At 63.7% G+C, this 19240-nt stretch carries 18 protein-coding genes; 5 read left to right on the forward strand and 13 right to left on the reverse strand.

Annotation, left to right across the window (positions count from 1 at the left end):
* Positions 1–293: 293 nt before the first annotated feature.
* The gene (locus C8C95_RS20355) at positions 294–1208 is read left to right on the forward strand and encodes a hypothetical protein (RefSeq protein ID WP_133246251.1); all 915 of its coding nucleotides are present in this window, start codon (positions 294–296) and stop codon (positions 1206–1208) included.
* Positions 1209–1462: 254 nt separating this feature from the next.
* On the opposite strand, the gene mmsB is transcribed toward C8C95_RS20355, so the two are convergent.
* From mmsB to C8C95_RS20385, 6 genes are all read right to left on the reverse strand, one after another.
* On the reverse strand, positions 1463–2404 hold the full coding sequence (mmsB, locus tag C8C95_RS20360; RefSeq protein WP_279323252.1) for a 3-hydroxyisobutyrate dehydrogenase: 942 nt from the start codon (positions 2402–2404) through the stop codon (positions 1463–1465).
* 58 nt (positions 2405–2462) lie between these two features.
* Positions 2463–2864, reverse strand: a complete 402-nt coding sequence (locus C8C95_RS20365) for a DUF488 family protein (RefSeq protein WP_116749769.1) — start codon at positions 2862–2864, stop codon at positions 2463–2465.
* A 34-nt stretch (positions 2865–2898) separates the two neighbouring features.
* Complete coding sequence (locus C8C95_RS20370) at positions 2899–3402, reverse strand: TfoX/Sxy family protein (RefSeq protein WP_116749770.1); 504 nt, start codon at positions 3400–3402, stop codon at positions 2899–2901.
* 63 nt (positions 3403–3465) lie between these two features.
* Complete coding sequence (locus C8C95_RS20375) at positions 3466–4632, reverse strand: acyl-CoA dehydrogenase family protein (protein WP_116749771.1); 1167 nt, start codon at positions 4630–4632, stop codon at positions 3466–3468.
* Between the two features lie 45 nt (positions 4633–4677).
* Positions 4678–5058, reverse strand: coding sequence for a lysozyme inhibitor LprI family protein (locus C8C95_RS20380; RefSeq protein ID WP_243415791.1), 381 nt, complete (start codon positions 5056–5058; stop codon positions 4678–4680).
* Between the two features lie 189 nt (positions 5059–5247).
* On the reverse strand, positions 5248–6771 hold the full coding sequence (locus C8C95_RS20385) for a CoA-acylating methylmalonate-semialdehyde dehydrogenase (RefSeq protein ID WP_116749773.1): 1524 nt from the start codon (positions 6769–6771) through the stop codon (positions 5248–5250).
* A gap of 194 nt (positions 6772–6965) precedes the next feature.
* Here C8C95_RS20385 and C8C95_RS20390 point away from each other — a divergent pair, with 194 nt between their 5' ends.
* A complete protein-coding gene (locus C8C95_RS20390) occupies positions 6966–7868 on the forward strand; it encodes a LysR family transcriptional regulator (RefSeq protein WP_116749774.1) in 903 nt (300 codons plus the stop codon).
* A gap of 166 nt (positions 7869–8034) precedes the next feature.
* On the opposite strand, the gene C8C95_RS20395 is transcribed toward C8C95_RS20390, so the two are convergent.
* From C8C95_RS20395 to C8C95_RS20410, 4 genes are all read right to left on the reverse strand, one after another.
* Positions 8035–9294 carry an SEL1-like repeat protein gene (locus C8C95_RS20395; RefSeq protein ID WP_116749775.1) on the reverse strand — a complete coding sequence of 420 codons (1260 nt, stop codon included), beginning with the start codon at positions 9292–9294 and terminating at the stop codon, positions 8035–8037.
* A gap of 35 nt (positions 9295–9329) precedes the next feature.
* Positions 9330–11042, reverse strand: a complete 1713-nt coding sequence (locus tag C8C95_RS20400; RefSeq protein ID WP_116749776.1) for a DUF4384 domain-containing protein — start codon at positions 11040–11042, stop codon at positions 9330–9332.
* Between the two features lie 93 nt (positions 11043–11135).
* Positions 11136–11564 carry a hypothetical protein gene (locus tag C8C95_RS20405; RefSeq protein WP_116749777.1) on the reverse strand — a complete coding sequence of 143 codons (429 nt, stop codon included), beginning with the start codon at positions 11562–11564 and terminating at the stop codon, positions 11136–11138.
* A 151-nt stretch (positions 11565–11715) separates the two neighbouring features.
* Positions 11716–12189, reverse strand: a complete 474-nt coding sequence (locus tag C8C95_RS20410) for a hypothetical protein (RefSeq protein WP_056062488.1) — start codon at positions 12187–12189, stop codon at positions 11716–11718.
* Between the two features lie 474 nt (positions 12190–12663).
* Here C8C95_RS20410 and C8C95_RS20420 point away from each other — a divergent pair, with 474 nt between their 5' ends.
* The 3 genes from C8C95_RS20420 to C8C95_RS20430 all read left to right on the forward strand — a co-directional run bounded on the left by C8C95_RS20420 (position 12664) and on the right by C8C95_RS20430 (position 15181).
* Positions 12664–13482, forward strand: coding sequence for a response regulator transcription factor (locus C8C95_RS20420; RefSeq protein WP_099730163.1), 819 nt, complete (start codon positions 12664–12666; stop codon positions 13480–13482).
* 114 nt (positions 13483–13596) lie between these two features.
* Positions 13597–14412 carry an ATP-binding protein gene (locus C8C95_RS20425; RefSeq protein ID WP_116749779.1) on the forward strand — a complete coding sequence of 272 codons (816 nt, stop codon included), beginning with the start codon at positions 13597–13599 and terminating at the stop codon, positions 14410–14412.
* Positions 14413–14599: 187 nt separating this feature from the next.
* The gene (locus C8C95_RS20430; RefSeq protein WP_116749780.1) at positions 14600–15181 is read left to right on the forward strand and encodes an EF-hand domain-containing protein; all 582 of its coding nucleotides are present in this window, start codon (positions 14600–14602) and stop codon (positions 15179–15181) included.
* Positions 15182–15255: 74 nt separating this feature from the next.
* On the opposite strand, the gene C8C95_RS20435 is transcribed toward C8C95_RS20430, so the two are convergent.
* The 3 genes from C8C95_RS20435 to C8C95_RS20445 form a co-directional block, all read right to left on the reverse strand.
* Positions 15256–16935, reverse strand: coding sequence for a PAS domain-containing sensor histidine kinase (locus C8C95_RS20435; protein WP_116749781.1), 1680 nt, complete (start codon positions 16933–16935; stop codon positions 15256–15258).
* Between the two features lie 261 nt (positions 16936–17196).
* Positions 17197–17355, reverse strand: coding sequence for a DUF3309 family protein (locus tag C8C95_RS20440; protein ID WP_007856361.1), 159 nt, complete (start codon positions 17353–17355; stop codon positions 17197–17199).
* A 230-nt stretch (positions 17356–17585) separates the two neighbouring features.
* On the reverse strand, positions 17586–19229 hold the full coding sequence (locus tag C8C95_RS20445; RefSeq protein WP_279323249.1) for a DHA2 family efflux MFS transporter permease subunit: 1644 nt from the start codon (positions 19227–19229) through the stop codon (positions 17586–17588).
* Positions 19230–19240: the final 11 nt, after the last annotated feature.

The raw sequence follows: 19240 nt of genomic DNA on the forward strand, positions 1-19240 counted from the left end.
TCTTTGTTGCTCGACGCGATGAGATAGCGCAATGACCAGCGCTGTAACGCTAATGCCATAAAATCGCACCTATCTCAGAGGGGGTGCAAATGCCTAATTTCGACTACATAAATTCAACTGAATTTAGAGAATCTTTGATTTCTGACTATGCGGAAATGCGCCGATGCGCGGAAAGTGAGTCATGGAAGAGTGCGCAAGTAATCGCGGGCAGCATTGTTGAATGCCTGCTTATTGACTAGCTTGCATCAACGACAAGTGCCTCTCGCGGAAGCAAAGACCCCTTGAAGATGGATATGGCTGAAGCCATCGCGATATGCAAGGCTGAGGGAGTTCTTTCAGAGAGAACTGCAGACCTTTGCAGCGTGGTCCGGTCATACCGGAACCTGATACACCCGGGGAGAATGACCCGCCTTAAGGAAGAGCCTCCGAATCGAACAACTTGCGACATTGCGACTGCGTTGATAGAACTTATAGTCGCTGATATCGCTAAAACCAGACGAGCTACTGTTGGTTTGACCGCCGAACAGATTCTGTCGAAGCTGCTGCGCGACTCAAGCTCCTTAACCATACTATCGCACTTGATGGCGGAGGTGAATGACCAGCAACGGCGCCGCCTACTCGAAGACTTAATACCGAAGACCTATTTCGGCTATGCGCCCGAGGATGACGCTTTCGATGACACGCTTGAGCGACTGGCTACCGCGCACCGAATGATCTTTGATCTGTCATCGGACTCCATAAAGCAGATTACTGCTGAACGCTTTGTTCACATACTCAAGGAAGATGACGGGGACACGATTTCACGATACCGAGCTGCATTCTTTCGGGCACCGGATCTTGCCGTAGTGCCTGCGGCGAATATGGCAATGGTTAAAGAACACTTGCTCGGTTCAGCGCCATCAATCCATACGACGGTTAGCTTAAAGACAATTGAAGGAATTGGCCCCTTCCTTGAGGTCAGCGACTGCATGAAATGGTTTGATCCATTTATGCGCACTCTCGTTTCTACGAATACTCGTGATCATATAAAGAACAAAGCCAAGGAAGTTCTCAGTGAAACCACGTGGGTGACCAGCAAGGATTTCGACAGGCAACTTGCGAAAAGACTCAATGATTGGTTAAAACATTATGAGAACCTCAACTCGGAAGTTAACGTGAGAGTAGTGAAGGAGCTGCAAGATGAAATCCTTGCACTTACCAGTCCATAATGTTGCTGGTCTACGCTTTCAACAAGCGTTGAAATAGGGCATCTATGACACCGCCTTGCGCACACTCCATCAGCACCACGCCGGAGTTCGCGGCGCTTTGCGGATGGATTAGGGCGGGTGGGGGTGGACATGCTTGCGAGGCTCCGGCGTGTAACAGGGCGCCGGTGTGGTCGTAGAGTACGGATGGTAGTCAGGCGCGGGCGGTGGCAACGTCGGCTAACCGACGCTGGCGGAGACGCCCCGCCGGTGCAGCATCAGCTTTTCTGCACCATCTTAATAATGCTGGAAAAATCCAGCGCCCCATGCCCCGCCAGGCTGTGCGCCGCATACAAATTGCGCGCCATGCCCCCCAGCGGCGTGGCAGCCTTCACCGCCATCGCGTTCTCCTGCGCCAGGCCCAGGTCCTTGAGCATCAGGTCCGTGCCAAAGCCGCCTGCGTAGCCCTTGCTGGCGGGCGCGGTTTCCATCACGCCGGGGAAGGGGTTGTACTTCTCCAGCGCCCAGTTGCCGCCCGAGCTGCGGCGCATGATTTCGCTGAGCACCTTGGGGTCCAGGCCGTTGGCTACGCCGAGGGCAATGGCTTCGCTGGTGCCTGCCATCAGGATACCCAGCAGCATGTTGTTGCAGATCTTGGCCGTCTGGCCTGCGCCCACGCTGCCTGCGTGGAAGATGTTGGCGCCCATTTTTTCGAGCACGGGGCGGGCGCGTTCCAGGTCGGCCGCATCGCCGCCCACCATGAAGGTGAGGGTGCCTGCAATGGCGCCGCCGGTGCCACCCGACACGGGCGCGTCGATAAAAGCCACGCCCTTGGCCTTGGCGGCCTCGGCCACCTTGCGGGAGGTGGCGGCGGCTATTGTTGAGCAGTCGATGATCAGCGTGCCTGCAGGCAGCTGGGCCAGCAGGTCGCCTGCGCCGAGGAACAGGCCTTCCACATGCTGGCTGGCGGGCAGCATGCTGATGACGACTTCGGCGCCTGCGACTGCCGCCTTGGCATCGGTGGCGATGGGCACGCCGTCTGCGGCCAGCTTGTCGCGGGCGGGTTGCGAGAGGTCGAAAGCGCGCACTTCGTGGCCTGCCTTGTGCAGGTTGTGTGCCATGGGGCCGCCCATGTTGCCTAGGCCGATGAATGCGATTTTCATGCTGTGTTGCTCCTGATGTCGTTGTGATGGTGAAAGAAAAGGGTTCGGGTTTGGTATGAATTTGATAGCTACCAACGCATATTCATCTAGCGCTTGAGCCCAAAAACATCTGAAATCAATCGGTGATGTCTGCTCCGCGGCCCGCCAGCTCGGCGCGGAGCACCGACCGGTGGCAGCGGGCCTCGTCCTCGCAGTAGCAGCCCAGCGACATTGCGCTGTGGTGCGACAGGGCGGCCAGCAAATCCAGCGTGCGGCTTGCCTCGGGCTGGGCCAGTTCCTTGCGGAACTGTTTGGCGAAAGCGTCCCATGCTTTGTCCCCGTCTTTGCCGGTGGGGACCTGCTGGCCCTGGGCCATGAGGTCGGCGCTGGGGGAGAGCAGGGGGTACCACACGTCGTAGTAGTCGCGGCTGGCGAACTCGGCCTTGGGCACGCCACGCGGCGGGCGGCGCACGGTGCCGATGCGGGTGCCTTCCCCGGCGGCGCGCGGGGTGCCAAGGCGGACGATGCGAAGGGACATGGTGGGGCTCCGGGTGGGTGGGTGGAGGGGCGAGTCAGTCGTCGGCTTCGAAGATGCTGTGCTTCTTGGCGGTCGGCTTTTTGGAGAGGGGCTTTGCGGCTTTGGCAGCGGCACCTTTTGTGCGCGCGCCTGTTGCTGTGACTTTCTTCGGCGTGGCGGGCTGGGCTTTGGCGACACCCCTTTTTTTCTTGGGCGGTGCAGCCTTGGCGTGCGGGTTGTAGGCCAGCGCTTCGTCAATCCAGAAGCTCCACTGCGTCCGGGTAGAAAACCCATTGGGCTCCACCCAGAAATAGCCCTTCATCCCCCCGCCCGGTGAGAGTTCGCGCGTGTTCTGCATCTCCTGCAACTCGCCGTGCCGCTCCGGCGGCAAGCGCACCAGCAGCTCCTCGCCCTTGACGGCGATGCTCATCTTGCCGTCCACAAAGAAGGCGTGCGTTCCAAACAGGGCACGCTCTTCCACGTCGCTGCGGTGCGCGAGCGCCGTGCGCACGGCGTCGATCAGGTGCAGGGTTTCGTCGGACAGCGGGCGGGCGGGCATGGCGAGAGCAAAAAATGCCGGTAGCGATAGTGGAATATGCCTGAATAGCTATGAATGTTGTAGCTACCGGATGGCCTCGGTGGCGTCCCCATCCAGCATGCGCCGCGCAATGATCACGCGCATGATTTCGTTGGTGCCTTCCAGAATCTGGTGCACACGTGCGTCGCGCAGCAGGCGCTCCAGCGGGTATTCGCGGATGTAGCCGTAGCCGCCGTGCAGTTGCAGGGCCTCGTTGACCACGGTAAAGCCTGCGTCGGTAGCAAAACGTTTGGCCATGGCGCAGTAGGTGGATGCGTCGCGCGCACCGGCGTCGAGCTTGCTGGCGGCCAGGCGCACCATCTGGCGGGCAGCGACCAGCTCGGTCGCCATGTCGGCCAGTTTGAACTGCAGGGCCTGAAAGCTGGCGATGGGTTTGCCGAACTGCTTGCGGTCTTGCATGTACTGCTGGGCGGCGTTGAGCGCGCCTTGCGCAGCGCCCACGGAGCAGGTGGCGATGTTGATGCGGCCGCCGTCCAGGCCCTTCATGGCGATCTTGAAGCCTTCGCCCTCGCGGCCCAGCAGGTGGTCGGCGGGGATGCGCACGTTGTCAAAACTGATGGTGCGCGTGGGCTGGCTGTTCCAGCCCATCTTCTGCTCCTTCTTGCCGTAGCTGATGCCGGGCGCATCGGCTGGCACAGCAAAGGCGCTGATGCCGCTGGCGCCGGATTGCGCGTCGCCGGTGCGGGCCATGAGCACCAGCACGTCGGTGCTGCCTGCGCCGCTGATGAAGGCCTTGGCGCCGTTGATGACGTATTCGTTGCCGATCAGCTCGGCGCGGGTCTTGAGCGAGGCGGCGTCGGAGCCCGCGCCGGGTTCGGTCAGGCAGTACGACGCGAGCTTTTCGCCCGTAGTGAGCAGCGGGCCCCAGTGGTCGCGCACGGCGGGCGTGGCCCAGGTGCCCAGCATCCAGGTGGCCATGTTGTGGATGGTGATGAAGGCGGTGGTGCTGGGGTCCACAGCCGCCATTTCTTCAAAGACCAGGGTGGCGTCCAGCCGGGGCAGGGCGAGGCCACCGGCGGCTTCGGGCGCATACAGGCCACAAAAGCCCAGCTCGCCCGCCTTGGCGATGGCTTCTTTCGGGAAGATGCCTTCTTCGTCCCAGTGCGCGGCGTGGGGTGCGAACTCAGCTTGTGCAAAGTCGCGGGCCGTCTGGGCAAAGGCGCGTTGTTCTTCGGTGAGTTCAAAGTCCATGGTGTTCTGTCTCGTCGTCGGTTCTTGTTGTTCTGGGGGCCTTGCTCAGGGCTTGGCGGACGGGTGGTCCAGCGTGAGCCAGCGCATCAGGCCTTTGCGGCGCGCCTGGGTTTCGGCCGTCAGGCACTCGTGGTACAGGCGCGGCCACTGGGGTTGCGATTCGTTGCTGCGTTGCGCCTGCTTGCAGCGCGTGGTGCGCTCACGCTGCCAGGCGGTGTGCTCCTGCCGCAGCTGGGGCCGCTCGTGGGCCGACAGGGCGCGCATCACGTCGCCGTAGAGGATGGCGATCTCGGTGTCTGCCGCCTGGAAGGCTTGCACGGCGCAGGCGTTGGTTTCTTCCACCGTGCCACCGGGTTTGCAGGCGGCACCAGCCTGTGCGTGGGCACGAGCGCCCATCAACACTGCGCAAGCCGTACCGAAGACCATGGCCCATCCCCGCATCGTTGTCTTGGATATTTGCATGCCCCGCTTTTACCACCGCACGCTACCGCCGAAACCGGCGCGGCCCAAGCCAGTGCCACCGCGCAAGGGCCGCCCCGCCGCGCCGGTGGCGTCCCCCTTCAGCATCGCGCAGCGATGCAGAGAAAGGGGGAAGCGGCGCAGCCGCTCAGGGGGTTACTTCAAGCTAATCGTCGTGTTCACACCATGCGAGATGGTGCTGTCATCAAACCAGCGCGCCGTCACGGTCTTGGTCTGCGTGTAGAACAGCACGACCTGCTTGCCGTAGGGCCCCAGGTCGCCCAGCTTGGAAGCACGCGAGCCCGAGAACGAGAACAGCGGCACGGGCACAGGGATTGGCACGTTGATGCCGACCTGGCCCACGTCGATCTCTTCCTGGAACTTGCGCGCTGCAGCGCCCGACTGGGTGAAGATGGCGGTGCCGTTGCCGTTGGGGTTGTCGTTGATGAAGGCAATGGCTTCGTCAATGTCGGCTGCGGCCGACAGGCACAGCACGGGCCCAAAGATTTCCTGGTCGTAGATGCTCATGCCGGGCTTGACGCCGCTGAACACCGTGGGGCCCACAAAGTTGCCCTTTTCGTAGCCAGCCACCTGCGGGTTGCGGCCGTCCAGCTCCAGCGTGGCGCCGTCGGCAATGCCGCGCTCGATCAGGCTCTGCACGCGGTCCTTGGCGGCGCAGGACACCACGGGGCCCACGTCCGTGCCTTTTTCCACACCGGCGCTCACCTTCAGGGTCTTGGCCTTGGCCACCAGCTCGGGGATCCACTTTTGCGCCTCGCCCACCAGCACCACCACCGACAGCGCCATGCAGCGCTGGCCTGCGGCACCAAAGGCAGCACCGGCCAGGGCGTTCAGGGTCTGTTCCTTGTTGGCATCGGGCATCACGATGGCGTGGTTCTTCGCGCCCATCATGCATTGCACGCGCTTGCCGTTGAGGCTGGCGCGGTTGTACACATGCGTGCCCACCTTGGTGGAGCCCACGAAGCTGATTGCCTTGATGTCCTTGTGGTCGCAGATCGCGTTCACAGCGGCTTCGCCACCGTGGATCACGTTGAGCACGCCAGGGGGGATGCCCGCTTCGAGCGCCAGCTCCACCAGGCGCATGGTCACCATGGGGTCTTGCTCGGAGGGTTTGAGCACGAAGGTGTTGCCCGTGGCAATGGCCATGGGGAACATCCACAGCGGGATCATGGCGGGGAAGTTGAAGGGGGTGATGCCTGCGCACACGCCCAGCGGCTGCAGCAGGGTGTAGGTGTCCACGCCGCCAGCCACGTTGTTGGCCAGCTCACCCAGTTGCAGGTTGCCAATGCTGGCAGCGTGCTCGACCACTTCCAGCCCACGGAACACATCACCTTCGGCGTCGGGCAGGGTCTTGCCTTGCTCTGCCGTGAGGATGGCGGCCAGCTCGGCCATGTTTTCGCGGATGAGCTGCTGGTACTTGAGGAAGATGCGGGCGCGGGTGCCGATGGGGGTCTTCTTCCAGGTCTTGAACGCTTCCTTGGCCGAGGCCACTGCGGCATTGATTTCATCGGCCGTGGCAAACGGCACGCGGGCCAGCACTTCTTGCGTGGCGGGGTTCACCACATCACGCCACTCGGTGGACTTGGATTCGACGAATTTGCCGCCGATCAACAGTTTGACGGTGGGGGCCAGCACGGCCGTGGAAGTGGGTGCGTTCATGGGTTTGTCTCCTGGAAAAAACGGGCAAAGGTGCGGGCAGGGTGCCCGGAACTTCGCCATCCTAGCTGTGCAGAATTGTCTGCACAATAGACAATGGTGCGCACGAGGTTTGCAAAAATGCACATCGCTGCTTTTACCTCCGACCTTTGCGCATCCTTGTTTGCGTAATTGCTCACTGATTCAAGGACTACCCCGTGGACTGGGACAACCTGCGCTACTTTCTGGAGCTGGCCCGCGCTGGCACGTTGGTGGGGGCCGCGCGCCGCCTGGCCGTAGACCACACCACGGTGGCGCGCCGCCTGCAGGCGCTCGAAAAGCAGGTGGGCTCCGCCCTGTTTGCGCGCGAGGCGGGCGGCCACCGGTTGACCGAGGCCGGGCGAGCACTGCTGCCCCAGGTCGAGGCCATGGAAGCCGCCTTTCTGGCGGTGGAAAACGCCGCCCCCGGCGTGCGCCAAGGTCTGCATGGCTTAGTGCGCATTGGAACCACCGAGGGCTTTGGCAACCTGATCCTGGCGCCCCAGCTGGCCCGATTTGCGCTGGACCACCCCGGCCTGGTGGTGGACCTGCTGGCGCTGCCCCGGCTGGTGCACCTGTCGCGCCGCGAGGCGGACATCGTCATCTCGCTGGAACGCCCGGCGCGCGGTGCGGTGGTGGTTGTCAAGCTCACCGACTACGTGCTGCAACTGTATGGAGCGCGCAGCTACTTGCAGCGCCATGCCCCCATCCACACGCCGGAAGACCTGCGGGGCCACACCTTCATCAGCTACGTGGACGACCTGCTGTTCAGCAAGGAGCTGCAGATCCTGGACGAGCTGCACCGCCCCGCGCAATTCGCGCTGCGCAGCACCAGCATCCTGGCCCAGTACGAAGCCGCCCGCGTGGGGGCGGGGCTGGCAGTGCTGCCCGCCTTTGTGGCAGCGCAAGACCCGTCGCTAGTGCCTGTGCTGCCGGGGGTGGCACGCTTTCAGCGCACCTTCTGGATGTCCATGCCCGGCGACAACAAGCACGTGGCCCGCATGCAGGCCACGTGGGCGTTTTTGCGGGAGGCGGTGGCGGCTCAGCAGGGGTTGTTGTTGCCTGCGGTGATTGCTACATAATTGATAGCTGATAAGTCAATTTCGACTAGCACTACAAGCCCGTTGGATTCGATTTCCTGATTTTGGGGAAGCTACCTGTGCGGCTGGAGTCCATGGCTCAGGACACGCTTCGAGGTCGCTCGTGTCGGGGCGGGTATTGGTTTTTGTCCCCAGCTTTTGGGCCGACCTAACGGCGCAACACTTGCCCCGGCGTCCGCCACTGCAGCGGTACCAGGTCATACAGCGGGCTTGGCTCGCGCTGCCAGCCGCTGGTGGGTGCTGCGGTGGTCGTGCCGGTGGGCGAGCCGTCGGTGCCGATGTGAAGACCGGCGAGCTGCTGCATCCACGCGACGTCGATGGCGCCGCCTTGCAAAGGTCTGGAGAAGATCAGCTCCAGCATCTTGCGGCCCTGTGGGTCGCCGCTGCTGGCTGCTACCTGGTACAGGCGCACGGCCTCGGTGTAGTTGGCAGGTACGCCGTCGCCGCGGTGGTAGCGCTGGGCCTCCGCGTACCAATCTGCAGCGCTGTAGCGGGCTGATCGGGTGCGGGCGTTGGGACCGCTCTGGATGCGGCGGGCCAGAAGGCGGGCGTTGGCGGCGGCGGCCTCGGATTTTGCAGACGCTGATTGAAACTGGACCATCGCCTGTTCGAGATCGCCGCTGGCGATGAACTCCAGCCCCAGTTCGTTACCGGCCTGCGCGTTGCCGGCGCGCACGGCTTGCGTCAACAGTTTTTGAAGCGATGGACTGGTCGTCGCTGGGGCCGCTGAGCCGGGATATCGGTCTGGTGAGGACAAACGGGGCTCGGCCAATGGAGCCAATGCCTTGGCCGCATGCCATTCGAGGTATTTGGCAAGCCCCGGATCGGCACGGCCCACCAGCGCAATCCAGTGCATGGCGGCTGAAGGATTGGGTGCTGCCACGCAACCGCTGAGCTGGCACCATGCAAGGCCCGCAGGAGCCAGGGGGTGGCTGAGCATTTGCGCACGTTCAAACCAGTGCTGGGCCTGCGCCTGGTCAGCGGGCATGGCCAGGCCATGCAACGCCAGCAATCCCAACAGCCACGCCGCATCGGCAGGCGTCAGGTCGCCCGTTGATCGCGTTGTAGGGGCGGGGGGGGCGCGCGGCTTGCGCGTCGGCACCCCATCGCGTTGCGCGGTGCTGCGAAGTTTTTGCAACATCTTCTCCTGCGTGGGGTCGTCAGACCTGGGCACCTGGGGGGACGCCGCGTTCAGGCTGGCGCGATCGATGTCGGTGATTTCCGCAGGCGTGGGAAGCGCCCGCACCGATCCCTGTGCAGGAGCAGCAGTCACCACCGCGATTACCAGGCACGCTGCACCCGAGGCCTGCGCCACTGCGCCATGGATTGCGCGCCATATGCCCTGCGGTGCGTGTGCCCCACCAAGGGTGGAATGCGTGCGCGCCGTGGTCGCCGGGGTGGTGGTCATCGCGTTCGCCTGCGCAGTGCTTTACCGACGGTGTTTCACTTGCGTGGGGCGGGTTGGGCAGGCGCACTGGCTGCGGCGGGCATGGCCCGGCGTGGAATGACTTGCCAGTACACGGCATTGCCGGTGTAGCCATCGGTGCCCCAGGCGGTGGCGAAGGCTTCGTTCAAGCGCTCCAGCGCCCGGTAGTTCTGGATGGGCTTGAGCGGCGGTCCGCGCAGCGCCTCGGGCAAACGGGGCGTGCTGTCCTCGTCGGTGGCAAAGCAGGCCACACCCTCGGTGCCGGGGCTGGCGGCGTCCATGATGAAGCCGGGGTTGGGGCTCATCCAGTCGGGGATGCGTATGGCCTGGTTGGCAGACACCCAGCCGGTGGTGTTGGCCTGGTTGGGCAGCAGGCGGATGACGGTGCCGGTGGCATCGGCCAGAAAACACTGCAGGTAGGAGGCGCGCGACACGGTGGCCGACAGGAAGACCTGTTCCCCCACCTCGAATGCGGTGCGCTCCAGCAACACGTTCTCGATCTGCAGATCAATGGTGCGCTCAGGCGGTGGGTCTCCGTACTTGGCCGCCCCCGGATTGGTGCTCACCACCTGCATTGCAGCATCTGGTGTGGCTGGACTGGCGGCGATGTGCGGCACAGGCTCTGCGTGCGTGCTGGCCCAGCCAATGCGGGCCAGGGTACCGTCTGCGGACAGCCCGACAAAGTGGCGCAGCGCCCGTTCGTAGGTCGCAAAATCCACCACGCCCGTCACCACCATGCCGTTGTCCGCCTGAAAGCGCGCCAGGGCCTTGCGCAGCGCCGGGTCGTTGTCCGGCAGGGGTTGCGCGACGGGGGCGAGGTAGCCCCGGCTGACCAGCGAGCGTGTGATGAGCTGGGTGCGCACGGCGGGCGAGCCTTCGTCAAACCAGTCCCGCAGCTGCCGCTGAAAGTCCGGGTGGTTTTGCTCCAGCGTCAGGCATTGCCAGTAAGGCACCCGGGCCCATTTGCCAATGAGTTCTATGGTGGCCAGGTCCACCAGTGTGCGCACTGCACTGCCAGAGCCCTGGGTGTAGTCACGCCCCACGTTGAACTGAACGCCATAAGTGCCGATGCGCCCGGCCAGGTCCACGCCCTGTCCGCCGTTGCCAATGATGACTTCGTTGGCGGAGTCCAGTCCGGGAATCAGAGTGCGGGTGCGAAAGTCGCCCAGGTGCATCTCCAGGCCGATGATGGTGGCGTTGCGGCTCTGGCTGTAGCCCATGTCGATGCGGGGGCCGGAGAGCCCGGTGTCAAACCGGTTGTTGATCACGTTCTGGTCCACGAACGAGATGGCACCCGACAGGTACAGCGCGGGCCGCTGCAGCTGCATCTGGTTGTTGTTGAGCAGAATGGTGGTGAGGTTCTGCACCGTGTCCTGGCGCGCGATGTCCACCTCGTAGTCCACAAAGCGGAAGGCATTGCTCAGGCGCGACATCTGCGACAGGGCCGTGATCACCATGTCCTTGGTGGCCACGGTGACGCGGGTGGAGTAGTCGGGAATCTGCTTGCTCGTGATCAGTGTGGTGGGCAGCTGTGCATCGCGCAGCATGTGGTCCATGCACATCAGCGAGTCGGAGAAGCTGGAGATGGAGCGTGTGGGTCGCACCACGGGGCGGTCGGTGATGGAAGCCAGGCTCTGAAAGGCCTGGTCCTTGCGCGGATCCCTGGGCGTGGCACAGCCAGCCAGTCCCAGCCCGAAGACAAGCCAAAACGCTCCATGGATCGCGCGCATCACAGGGTGTAGGGAGCGTGGGCGCTGGGGGCGAGAGCATGCTGGCATGGCGGGGCTCGGCGGGGTGGGCGGCATGTTCTCTCTCCTGGCCTGTTATTTGCAGATATTGACGAGATCGCCGCGCAGCACCACCACCTGCGGCGCCTGGTTGGGACCGTACTTGGCCGATCCCGTGGTGTTGGCAGACACGGTGTTGCTGCCCACCTCCTGGACGCAGGTCTTTTGCATGCCCTGTGCATTGGCAGTGGTGACCACGTCGTTGTTGGTCAGCACGCCGGTGGTGTCGTCTGAGAAAGCCTTGGCTTCGTAGCGGGCGATGCGGGCGCGTAGCCACGATGGCATGGTGTTGCTGCCGTCCAGTCCCGTCGAGGCTGCCACTGGCCCTGTGGGCTGCATCTGGACCGAGAGCTTCTTGGTCAGGATGACCGGGTCTTCCCCTGGGGCCTGCGCCCACGCGGGGCCTGGCATCAGGCCGCAGACCGTGAGCAACGCTGCGCATGGCGCCAGAAAACGTGTGTTCATGGAACACCTCCTATGGTGAGAATGAGGGGCCCACCCGCGCTGCTGTTTGCAGCCTTGCCGGTGTGCCCCTGGCACGAACTCATCCGGGCACTGATGTGCTGCCGGAATCAGACCCTCGCAGGTCTATTCACCAGCCGAGCTGGTGCCGATCTCAGTAGGGCCAGCCGGCGGGCTTGGTGGGCTGGCAGGTGAAGCAGGCGTTGTTGGAGGCGATGTTTTGCACCGCCTTGCTGTTGCTGCCGCTGGAGAGGTTGTTGACCGACGAGTTGATCATCGAGGTGAATTGGCTGGAGTTGCCAATGATGGTGACTTCGCCCACGTTGGATGACAGATTCTGGCTGGCGTAGGCTTCGCTGCCGCTGGCGGTGTTGGTCAGATTGCCGCCAAAGCCCGTTACCGTCTGGGTCGAATTGCCACTGATGGTGACGTTGCCTGTGTTGGAGGCCAGGTTCTGGAAGGCTTCGCTCTTCGAGCCCGTCGAGTTGTTGTTGACGGACACCGACGTCAGGGATACCGACTGCGTGGAATTGCCGGTGATGGTGATGTCCGGAGTGGAAGGGACCGGACCGGTGGCCATGGCGGCGGAGGCGATGACGCTGAGCGTGATGAAAGCAAGGGTTTTCATGACAGATCCTTCAAGGATGACTTCTACACTGGCTGCAACCGCAGCGAACCTGCGGTGCAGAGGGGGTTGGACGGCGCTTTCAGGCCTGGTTTTTTGAGAACCGGTGGCCGTTAGGCGCTGTCGGAGTTCAGTGTGCGAGCCGATGCGATTCGTGCGAATACGCCGGGCGGGCTACCTCATACAGCGGAGTGGTTCAACCCTTGGACCCGCGCAAAGCCTTTGCCAGCGCGGCTTGGCCGCCCGCACCACATGAGATCGGCCGAAGAAAGGCAGGTAGTAACCAATTGCTACTTGGGCAACATTGCCAAATATATTTGGACCTTGAAATTTATTTGGCGCACTGTGTGCGCTGCCGTACAGAGAGGCATGAGTGCGTTGGAGAACATGCATGTGAACGCAAGAGTTGCATGCAGATGCGTCATCCGAAAGACCCAGTCCATCGGGGCCCACCACCACGTCCGCAGGAGTTCACCCATGAGCAGCAGTTGGCAGGTCGATACACCATCGCAAACGTTGACGTCTTCAGCGTTGCTTTCAAAGCAGAGTGCGCGCGACCTCGCATCGCTTCCGTCGGGCCAGTTTGAAACCTATTCCAATCCGCCATCGGTCTGGCCCGCCTTCCTCACTGGGCAGGAGGCCAATCCGGTGCGGGTCTTGCTGGTGGACGACGATCCGCACATCCGCCTGGTGATTGCACAGGAGCTCATGGCCGATGCCCGCACGTTACTGGTGGCGCAGGCGGGCAGTGTCCGCGAGGGGCGCAAGGCCATCAAGAATCACGATTTTGATGTGCTCCTGGTGGACCTGAACCTGGGCGACGGTGACGCCTTTGACCTGTTGCACTACGTGAAGCCTGTGCGCCCATCGGCCCAAACGGTCGTGATCTCGGTCATGGAAAACGACGAGCAGGTCCTGCGGGCCTTTGAACTGGGGGCCACGGGGTATGTGGGCAAGAACTCGTGGTTCGGCAACTATTCGCAAGCCGTGTTGCAGGTGGCCAATGGTGGCGCCTCCATCACCCCCAACCTAGCGCGGCGGTTGCTGCAGCGGTTTGACCGCACCCACTCGGCCGAAAACAAGCGACGGCAGCCCGATGAGGCAGATCGGCTGTCCACACGGGAAAAGGAAATCCTGCGCATGGTGGCCAGCGGCTACACCAGCGCCGAGGTGGGGGCGCGCCTGCTCATCAGCAGCATGACGGTCAACACCCACTTGCGCAATATCTACCGCAAGTTGCAGGTGCGCACCCGTGCCCAGGCGGTGCGCTTCGCCTCGCTGCGGGGGCTCTTTTGACGGAGGATGCAGGTGGCTGCCGCGTGTGTGGGTTGTGCTGTCACCAGGTGTGCTCTCCGTTGCCCACACCACCTAGAAAGCCAGGATTGAGCGGTGTTTCGCACACGTCCCCCGTTGTTCGCCATCGCTTGCATGTGCATGTGGCTGCTGCAATGGACGCTCCTTGCGATGGCGTTTTTCGGCTATGACGAGGAGAGGCCGTCGGATCGGCAATGGTGGGAGCTGGCCGCCCTGGTGATCTCGGTGGGCCTGGGGGCCCTGCTGCTGGTGCAACTGCCGCGGGCCCTGCAGTGGCGCCCCCGGCTGCGGCTGCGCGCCAGTGCCGAGGTGACGGCAGAGCGGCGGCGCATTGCGCAGGATTTGCATGACAACCTGGGCGCACAGCTGGTTTTTGCCATGGCGCTGCTGGAGACCGAGCCGCCCGCAGTGCGTGAACTCCGTTCGCTGCTCGACAAGTGCATGCTGGACCTGCGACTCGTGGTGGACTCCATGGATGCGGCGGACGAGCCATTTGCTGACCGCCTGGCCCGGCTCCGGCACCGCATCCAGCCCGTGCTTGATCGACGTGGCATTCGCATGGTGTGGGATGTGCAAATTCCGCCGTTGTCCAGTTTTCCGTATGCCGACAGTGCCATGCACCTGGTTGCCATCGTTCAGGAGGCCTTGAGCAACGTGTTGCAGCATTCGGGCGCCACCGAGGTCTCGGTGGGTGTGCGTTACCGTGCGGGTGCCGAGTCCTGGTGTGCCGAGGTCAGCGACAACGGGCGCGGCATGATGCTTCACGCTGGCGAAGGCAGCCCACTGGGAGGCCATGGGGTGGCAGGCATGAACCACCGTGCGCAAATGGCGGGCGGTGACTTGCTGGTGCTGCAGCGTCCGGGTGGGGGCACCTGCATTCGGGTGGTGATGCCGGGCAGAGGGAGTGCCTAGGATCGCGTGCGACTGCCGGGGGTGCAGCCTCCAGCCCGCAGTCCATTCGCAAAACTGGCGTGAAAACTGTTGGCTTATTCGCCCACCGTACGGGCTGCTGCCCGCTACCCTTGGTGCATCTGGGCGACGCGGTGACTTGCGGACAGGTCAAAAGTACCGGGCTGTCGCCACACAGGAGTTCATGGCGATGTCCCCTCTCATTTCCGGCCTCGCATCGGTGGCGTCGATGATTTTCAATGCGGCCTCCAGTGGCGCGGGCAAGGCGTCCGCGCGGCGTGGGGGTGAGGCGGCGGCGCCCGAGCCCTCGGCCGTGGTCACGCTCAGCCCCGAGGCGCAGACGCTGGCGGGGATGGCCGGGCAGGGCGCTCTGGCCACCCAGGGCCAGCCTTCTGGCGCGGGGATGACCGTGGGGCGTTCGTCCGGCCAGGCCACTGCAGCACTGCCCGGTGGCCGTGCGGCAGGGGCCGTGTCCAAGGACGATTTCCAGGCGTTGCTGACCCGGTTTGGTGCCACCGAGGATCAGAAGCAGCAGCTCACGGCGGGCTTTGACGCGGACAAGGATGGTGTCATCACCCACGATGAATTCCTCAAGGGGCTGGCCCGCACCAAAGGCCAGCAGGCGGGCAGCGATCCGTTCGCGCAAGCCGTGCTGCAGGTGATGGACCGTGCGGGTAACGCCGATGGCACCGTGGCCAAGGACGAGTTTGCAGCGCTGACTTCGGCGTTCGCTCTGGCAGAGCGGCGTGCGCCCTCGACACGGACTGCCTGAACAGCCTGAACCGTGAGGGTGCACCGGTACCTGCCACCTGTGCTTTGAGCACGCGTGTTGGTGCTGGAGCCGTGTCAGGTGACCTTGGGCAGCGGCAGCGACACCCAAAAGCTGCTGCCCTTGCCCGGTTCACTCTCCACACCCAGGCTGCCCCCCATGCCCTCGACGAGGCGTTTGCACAGCGCCAACCCCAGTCCCGCACCCTCAAAGCTGCGCGTGGATGACCCATCGACCTGTTCGAACAACGTGAAGATGCGGTGCTGGTCACCGGCCGCAATGCCAATACCCTCGTCCGTCATGCGCAGCCGCCACACTGTCGCATCAGGGGTGTCCTGCTCGGTCTCCAGGGTCAGCTGGATGTGACCTGAGAGGCTGAATTTCACGGCGTTGTCCAGCAGGTGGACCAGCACCTGCTGAATGCGGTCTGCGTCCCCCACGTGGCTGGCGTCGGTGCCCACGCCATCGAGGGCCAGGAAGATCTGCAAGCCTTTTTGGCGCGCCTGCGGCTCCAGCAGTTGCACCGCATCTGCCGCCAGCTCTGGCACCGATAGCGGCGCAAACTGGAACGCTACCTGGCGTGTTTCCAGCGCAGCCAGATCGATCAGGTCGTTGAGCATGCGCATGAGGCCTTTGGCCGCATCCATCACATTGTTCAGCACGGGCTTCAGGCGCTCATCCTGCGAGCGGTTGCGCACCAGTTCGGTCATCCCCAGGATCAGTGTCATGGGGGTACGCAACTCGTGCCCAATGTTGGCGAGAAAGATGCTCTTGGTGCGCAGGGCAGCCTCTGCGGCTTCCTTGGCGAGAGACAGCGCCGCCGTTCGTTCCTTGACCCGGGCCTCCAGATGCTCGCTCTCGGCCTGCAATGCCTGCTCCAGCTCCCGCCGGGCGGTCACGTCGCGGCCGATGCTGTGGTAGCCGGCGGGCTGGCCCGAGGCGTCGCGGTACAGGCGGCTGGACATCTCGAACCAGCGGACGCTGCCATTGGCACAGCGCATGGGCAGCGTCAGCAGTTGCCGCCGCTCGCGCACTGCATGTCTCAGTGCCTCGGCACCCTCGGGCGTCAGGGCCTTGAAGATGGATCTTCCGATGACGTCGCGGGCGGGCACGCCGCGCGCCCGTTCGTCGGCGGGGCTCACGTACGCCACCGTCATGTCGGGGTTGATCCGCCAGATGACCTCTTCGGCGCCCTCGGTCAGCAAGGTGTACTGCTGGTTCCGCTCGGACAGGTGCCGGTACAGGCGGAGGGCTTCACCGACGAACAGGTAAAAACACAGGCTGCTCAGCGACAGCGCGAGCGTGAAGATGATGAGCGCGTGCAGCGAATACGGCGCGCTTTGCATACCGTTGCTACCCACTACCAGCGCCAGTGTCAGGACGGTATAGCAGACGCCCGCGGCACGCCCCAGCAGCAGATATGCCGCGCCCACTCCGATCAGGAACCACACGGCGCGCAGCTCGTGCCCCAGGGGCTGCCACAGGGCATAGGTGAACAATGCCAGCCCGATGGAGGTCTGGATGAGTGCCACCGGAACATAGACCCGCGGCCAGCAGCGCAAGGCCCACCACAGCGCCATCATGACCGCGGTGCCAGTTCCCAGGGCAAGGTTCCACGACCCTGGGGAGGGAACCAGCCCAGTAGCGCCCACCGCCAGCAACAGCAACTCAAAAGCCACATTGGCTGACAGGATGCCCTGCAGCAGACGGATCTGAACCTGCCGCATGTTGCCAACGGGGTAGGGGGATGAGGGCATGGTCTGGGCGGTATGGCGATGTTTTGTATTTATCGTTTATATCAAATAAATGATTAAAATGCCAATATTATCAATTTGATTGTGTTTTCGCTGCAAATTGATCATTTGCGTGTTTCTGGCCGAGTCCGGGTGGCCGCCATGCCGCGCCACCCTTCTACAAACCGCCAAAGACAAAGGGCCCTCGGAAGGGCCCTATGTGTGCATTTGAAAACTTCACCTCGGCAGGCGCTGTGTGGCCTGCACCGGAAGTTCAGCTACCGGTCATATCCGGCCCATCAGCAGCAGGATCACCAGGATCAGCACCACCAGGCCAATCCCGCCGCTGGGCCCGTAGCCCCATGAGCGGCTGTGGCCCCAGGTGGGCAGAGCGCCGACCAGGATGAGGATCAGAACGATCAGAAGAATCAGCGAGAGTGACATGGCAGTTCCTTGTTGGAGTGGTTTGCGGTGAGTGCATTGTTGGGTGCACCCCGCGAACTGCCCGCAGGTGCCGCGCCCGCCACTGGGTCAGGGATTTCCGACACCCGCTGTGGGATGCGCGGGTTGTGCCCGGACGAGACCCCGCAGATTCATGTCAAAAATGATAGCTGCGGGCGCATGTTTGACTAGCGCTTGCAGCTGTTTTTTCTCCAAACCTGTGCCGAAGCCTCTCAGTGGGCCCCCGCTGCGTCTGCCGCGCCCGCGCCGCCGGTGCGCGCAGGGCGCTTGGTCAGCCAGATCAGCCCGATGAGCAGCAGGAATAACCCGGCCGAGCCCAAAAAGATGTCGTTGGCCGCACGGGTGAACGCCTGCTGGTCGATCAGCCGGTTGATCTGCGCCAGCGCCTGCATCTGCGTGAGGCCCGAGGCCACCAGGCCATCCAGCGTCTGCGCGAACACCCCCTGGCCTTGCACCAGCCCTTCGGTCAGGTGCGCGTGGTGCATGGCGGCGCGGCTCTCCCACAGCGTGGTGGCAATCGACGTGCCCATGGCACCGGCGGTGATGCGCACAAAGTTCGACAAACCTGCTGCCGCCGGGATGCGGTCTGGCGACACACCCGCCAGCGTCAGCGTGGTCAGCGGGATGAAGAAGAACGCCATGGCCGCGCCCTGCAACAGCGTGGGGATCAGGATGTGGATGAAGTCCGTCTGCACCGTGAACTGCGAACGCATCCACAGCACCGTGCTGAACACAATGAACGCACCCGTGGCCATTCGGCGCGGGTCCCACTGGCCGACCTTTTTGCCCACCAGCGGCGTGAGCAGGATGGCGAACACGCCCACCGGCGCCAGCGCCATGCCGGCTGAGGTGGCGGTGTAGCCCATCCACTGCTGCAGCCACAGCGGCAGCAGCACCACGTTGCCGAAGAACAGCGCATAGGCCACCGACAGCGCCAGCGCACCAAAGGTGAAGTTGCGGCCCTTGAAGAGCTTCAGGTCCACCACCGGGTGCTTTTCGGTCAGCTCCCACACCAGGAAGACGGCAAACGCCACCACGGCGACCACGGCCATGGTGATGATCTCGCCCGAGGCAAACCAGTCCAGCTCCTTGCCCTTGTCGAGCATGAGCTGCAGCGCGCCGACCCATAGCACCAGCAGGCTGAGGCCCACGGTGTCAATCGGCAGCTTGCGGATGGGGGTCTCGCGCTTGCGGTAGATGCCCCAGGTCAGCACCCCGGCCAGCAGGCCCACGGGCACGTTGATGTAGAAGATCCACGGCCACGAGATGTTGTCGGTGATCCAGCCGCCCAGGAGCGGCCCCACCACCGGCGCGACCAGCGTGGTCACGCCCCACAGCGCCAGCGCCGTGCCAGCCAAGGCACGCGGGTAGCTCGCCAGCAGCAGCGTTTGCGACAGCGGAATCATCGGCCCGGCCACCAGGCCCTGCAGCACGCGGAAGAAGACCAGCATCTCCAGCGACGACGCAAAGCCGCACAGCCAGGAGGTCAGCACGAACAGCAGCACGCTCATGGTGAACAGCCGCACCGCGCCAAAGCGCTGGGTGAGCCAGCCGGTGAGCGGCACCGAGATCGCATTGGCCACACCAAAGCTGGTGATGACCCAGGTGCCCTGGCCGGGGCTCACGCCCAGGTCGCCGGCAATGGCCGGGATGGAAACGTTGGCGATGGATGAGTCCAGCACGTTCATGAACGTGGCCAGCGACAGCGACAGTGTGCCCAGCAGCAGGGCGGTGCCCTGTAGCGGCGGATAGGCAGCAGGCGGCCCGGGTGGGGCTGCTGGTGGCGACACCGCAGCAGGCGCCACCGGAGTGGGGGCCTGGCCTGCGGTGTCTGCAGTGGGGTTGGCGGCAGTCATGCTCGGTCAAC

Origin of the sequence: Acidovorax sp. 99 (assembly GCF_003096455.1) — a bacterium.
GTDB lineage: Bacteria > Pseudomonadota > Gammaproteobacteria > Burkholderiales > Burkholderiaceae_C > Acidovorax > Acidovorax delafieldii.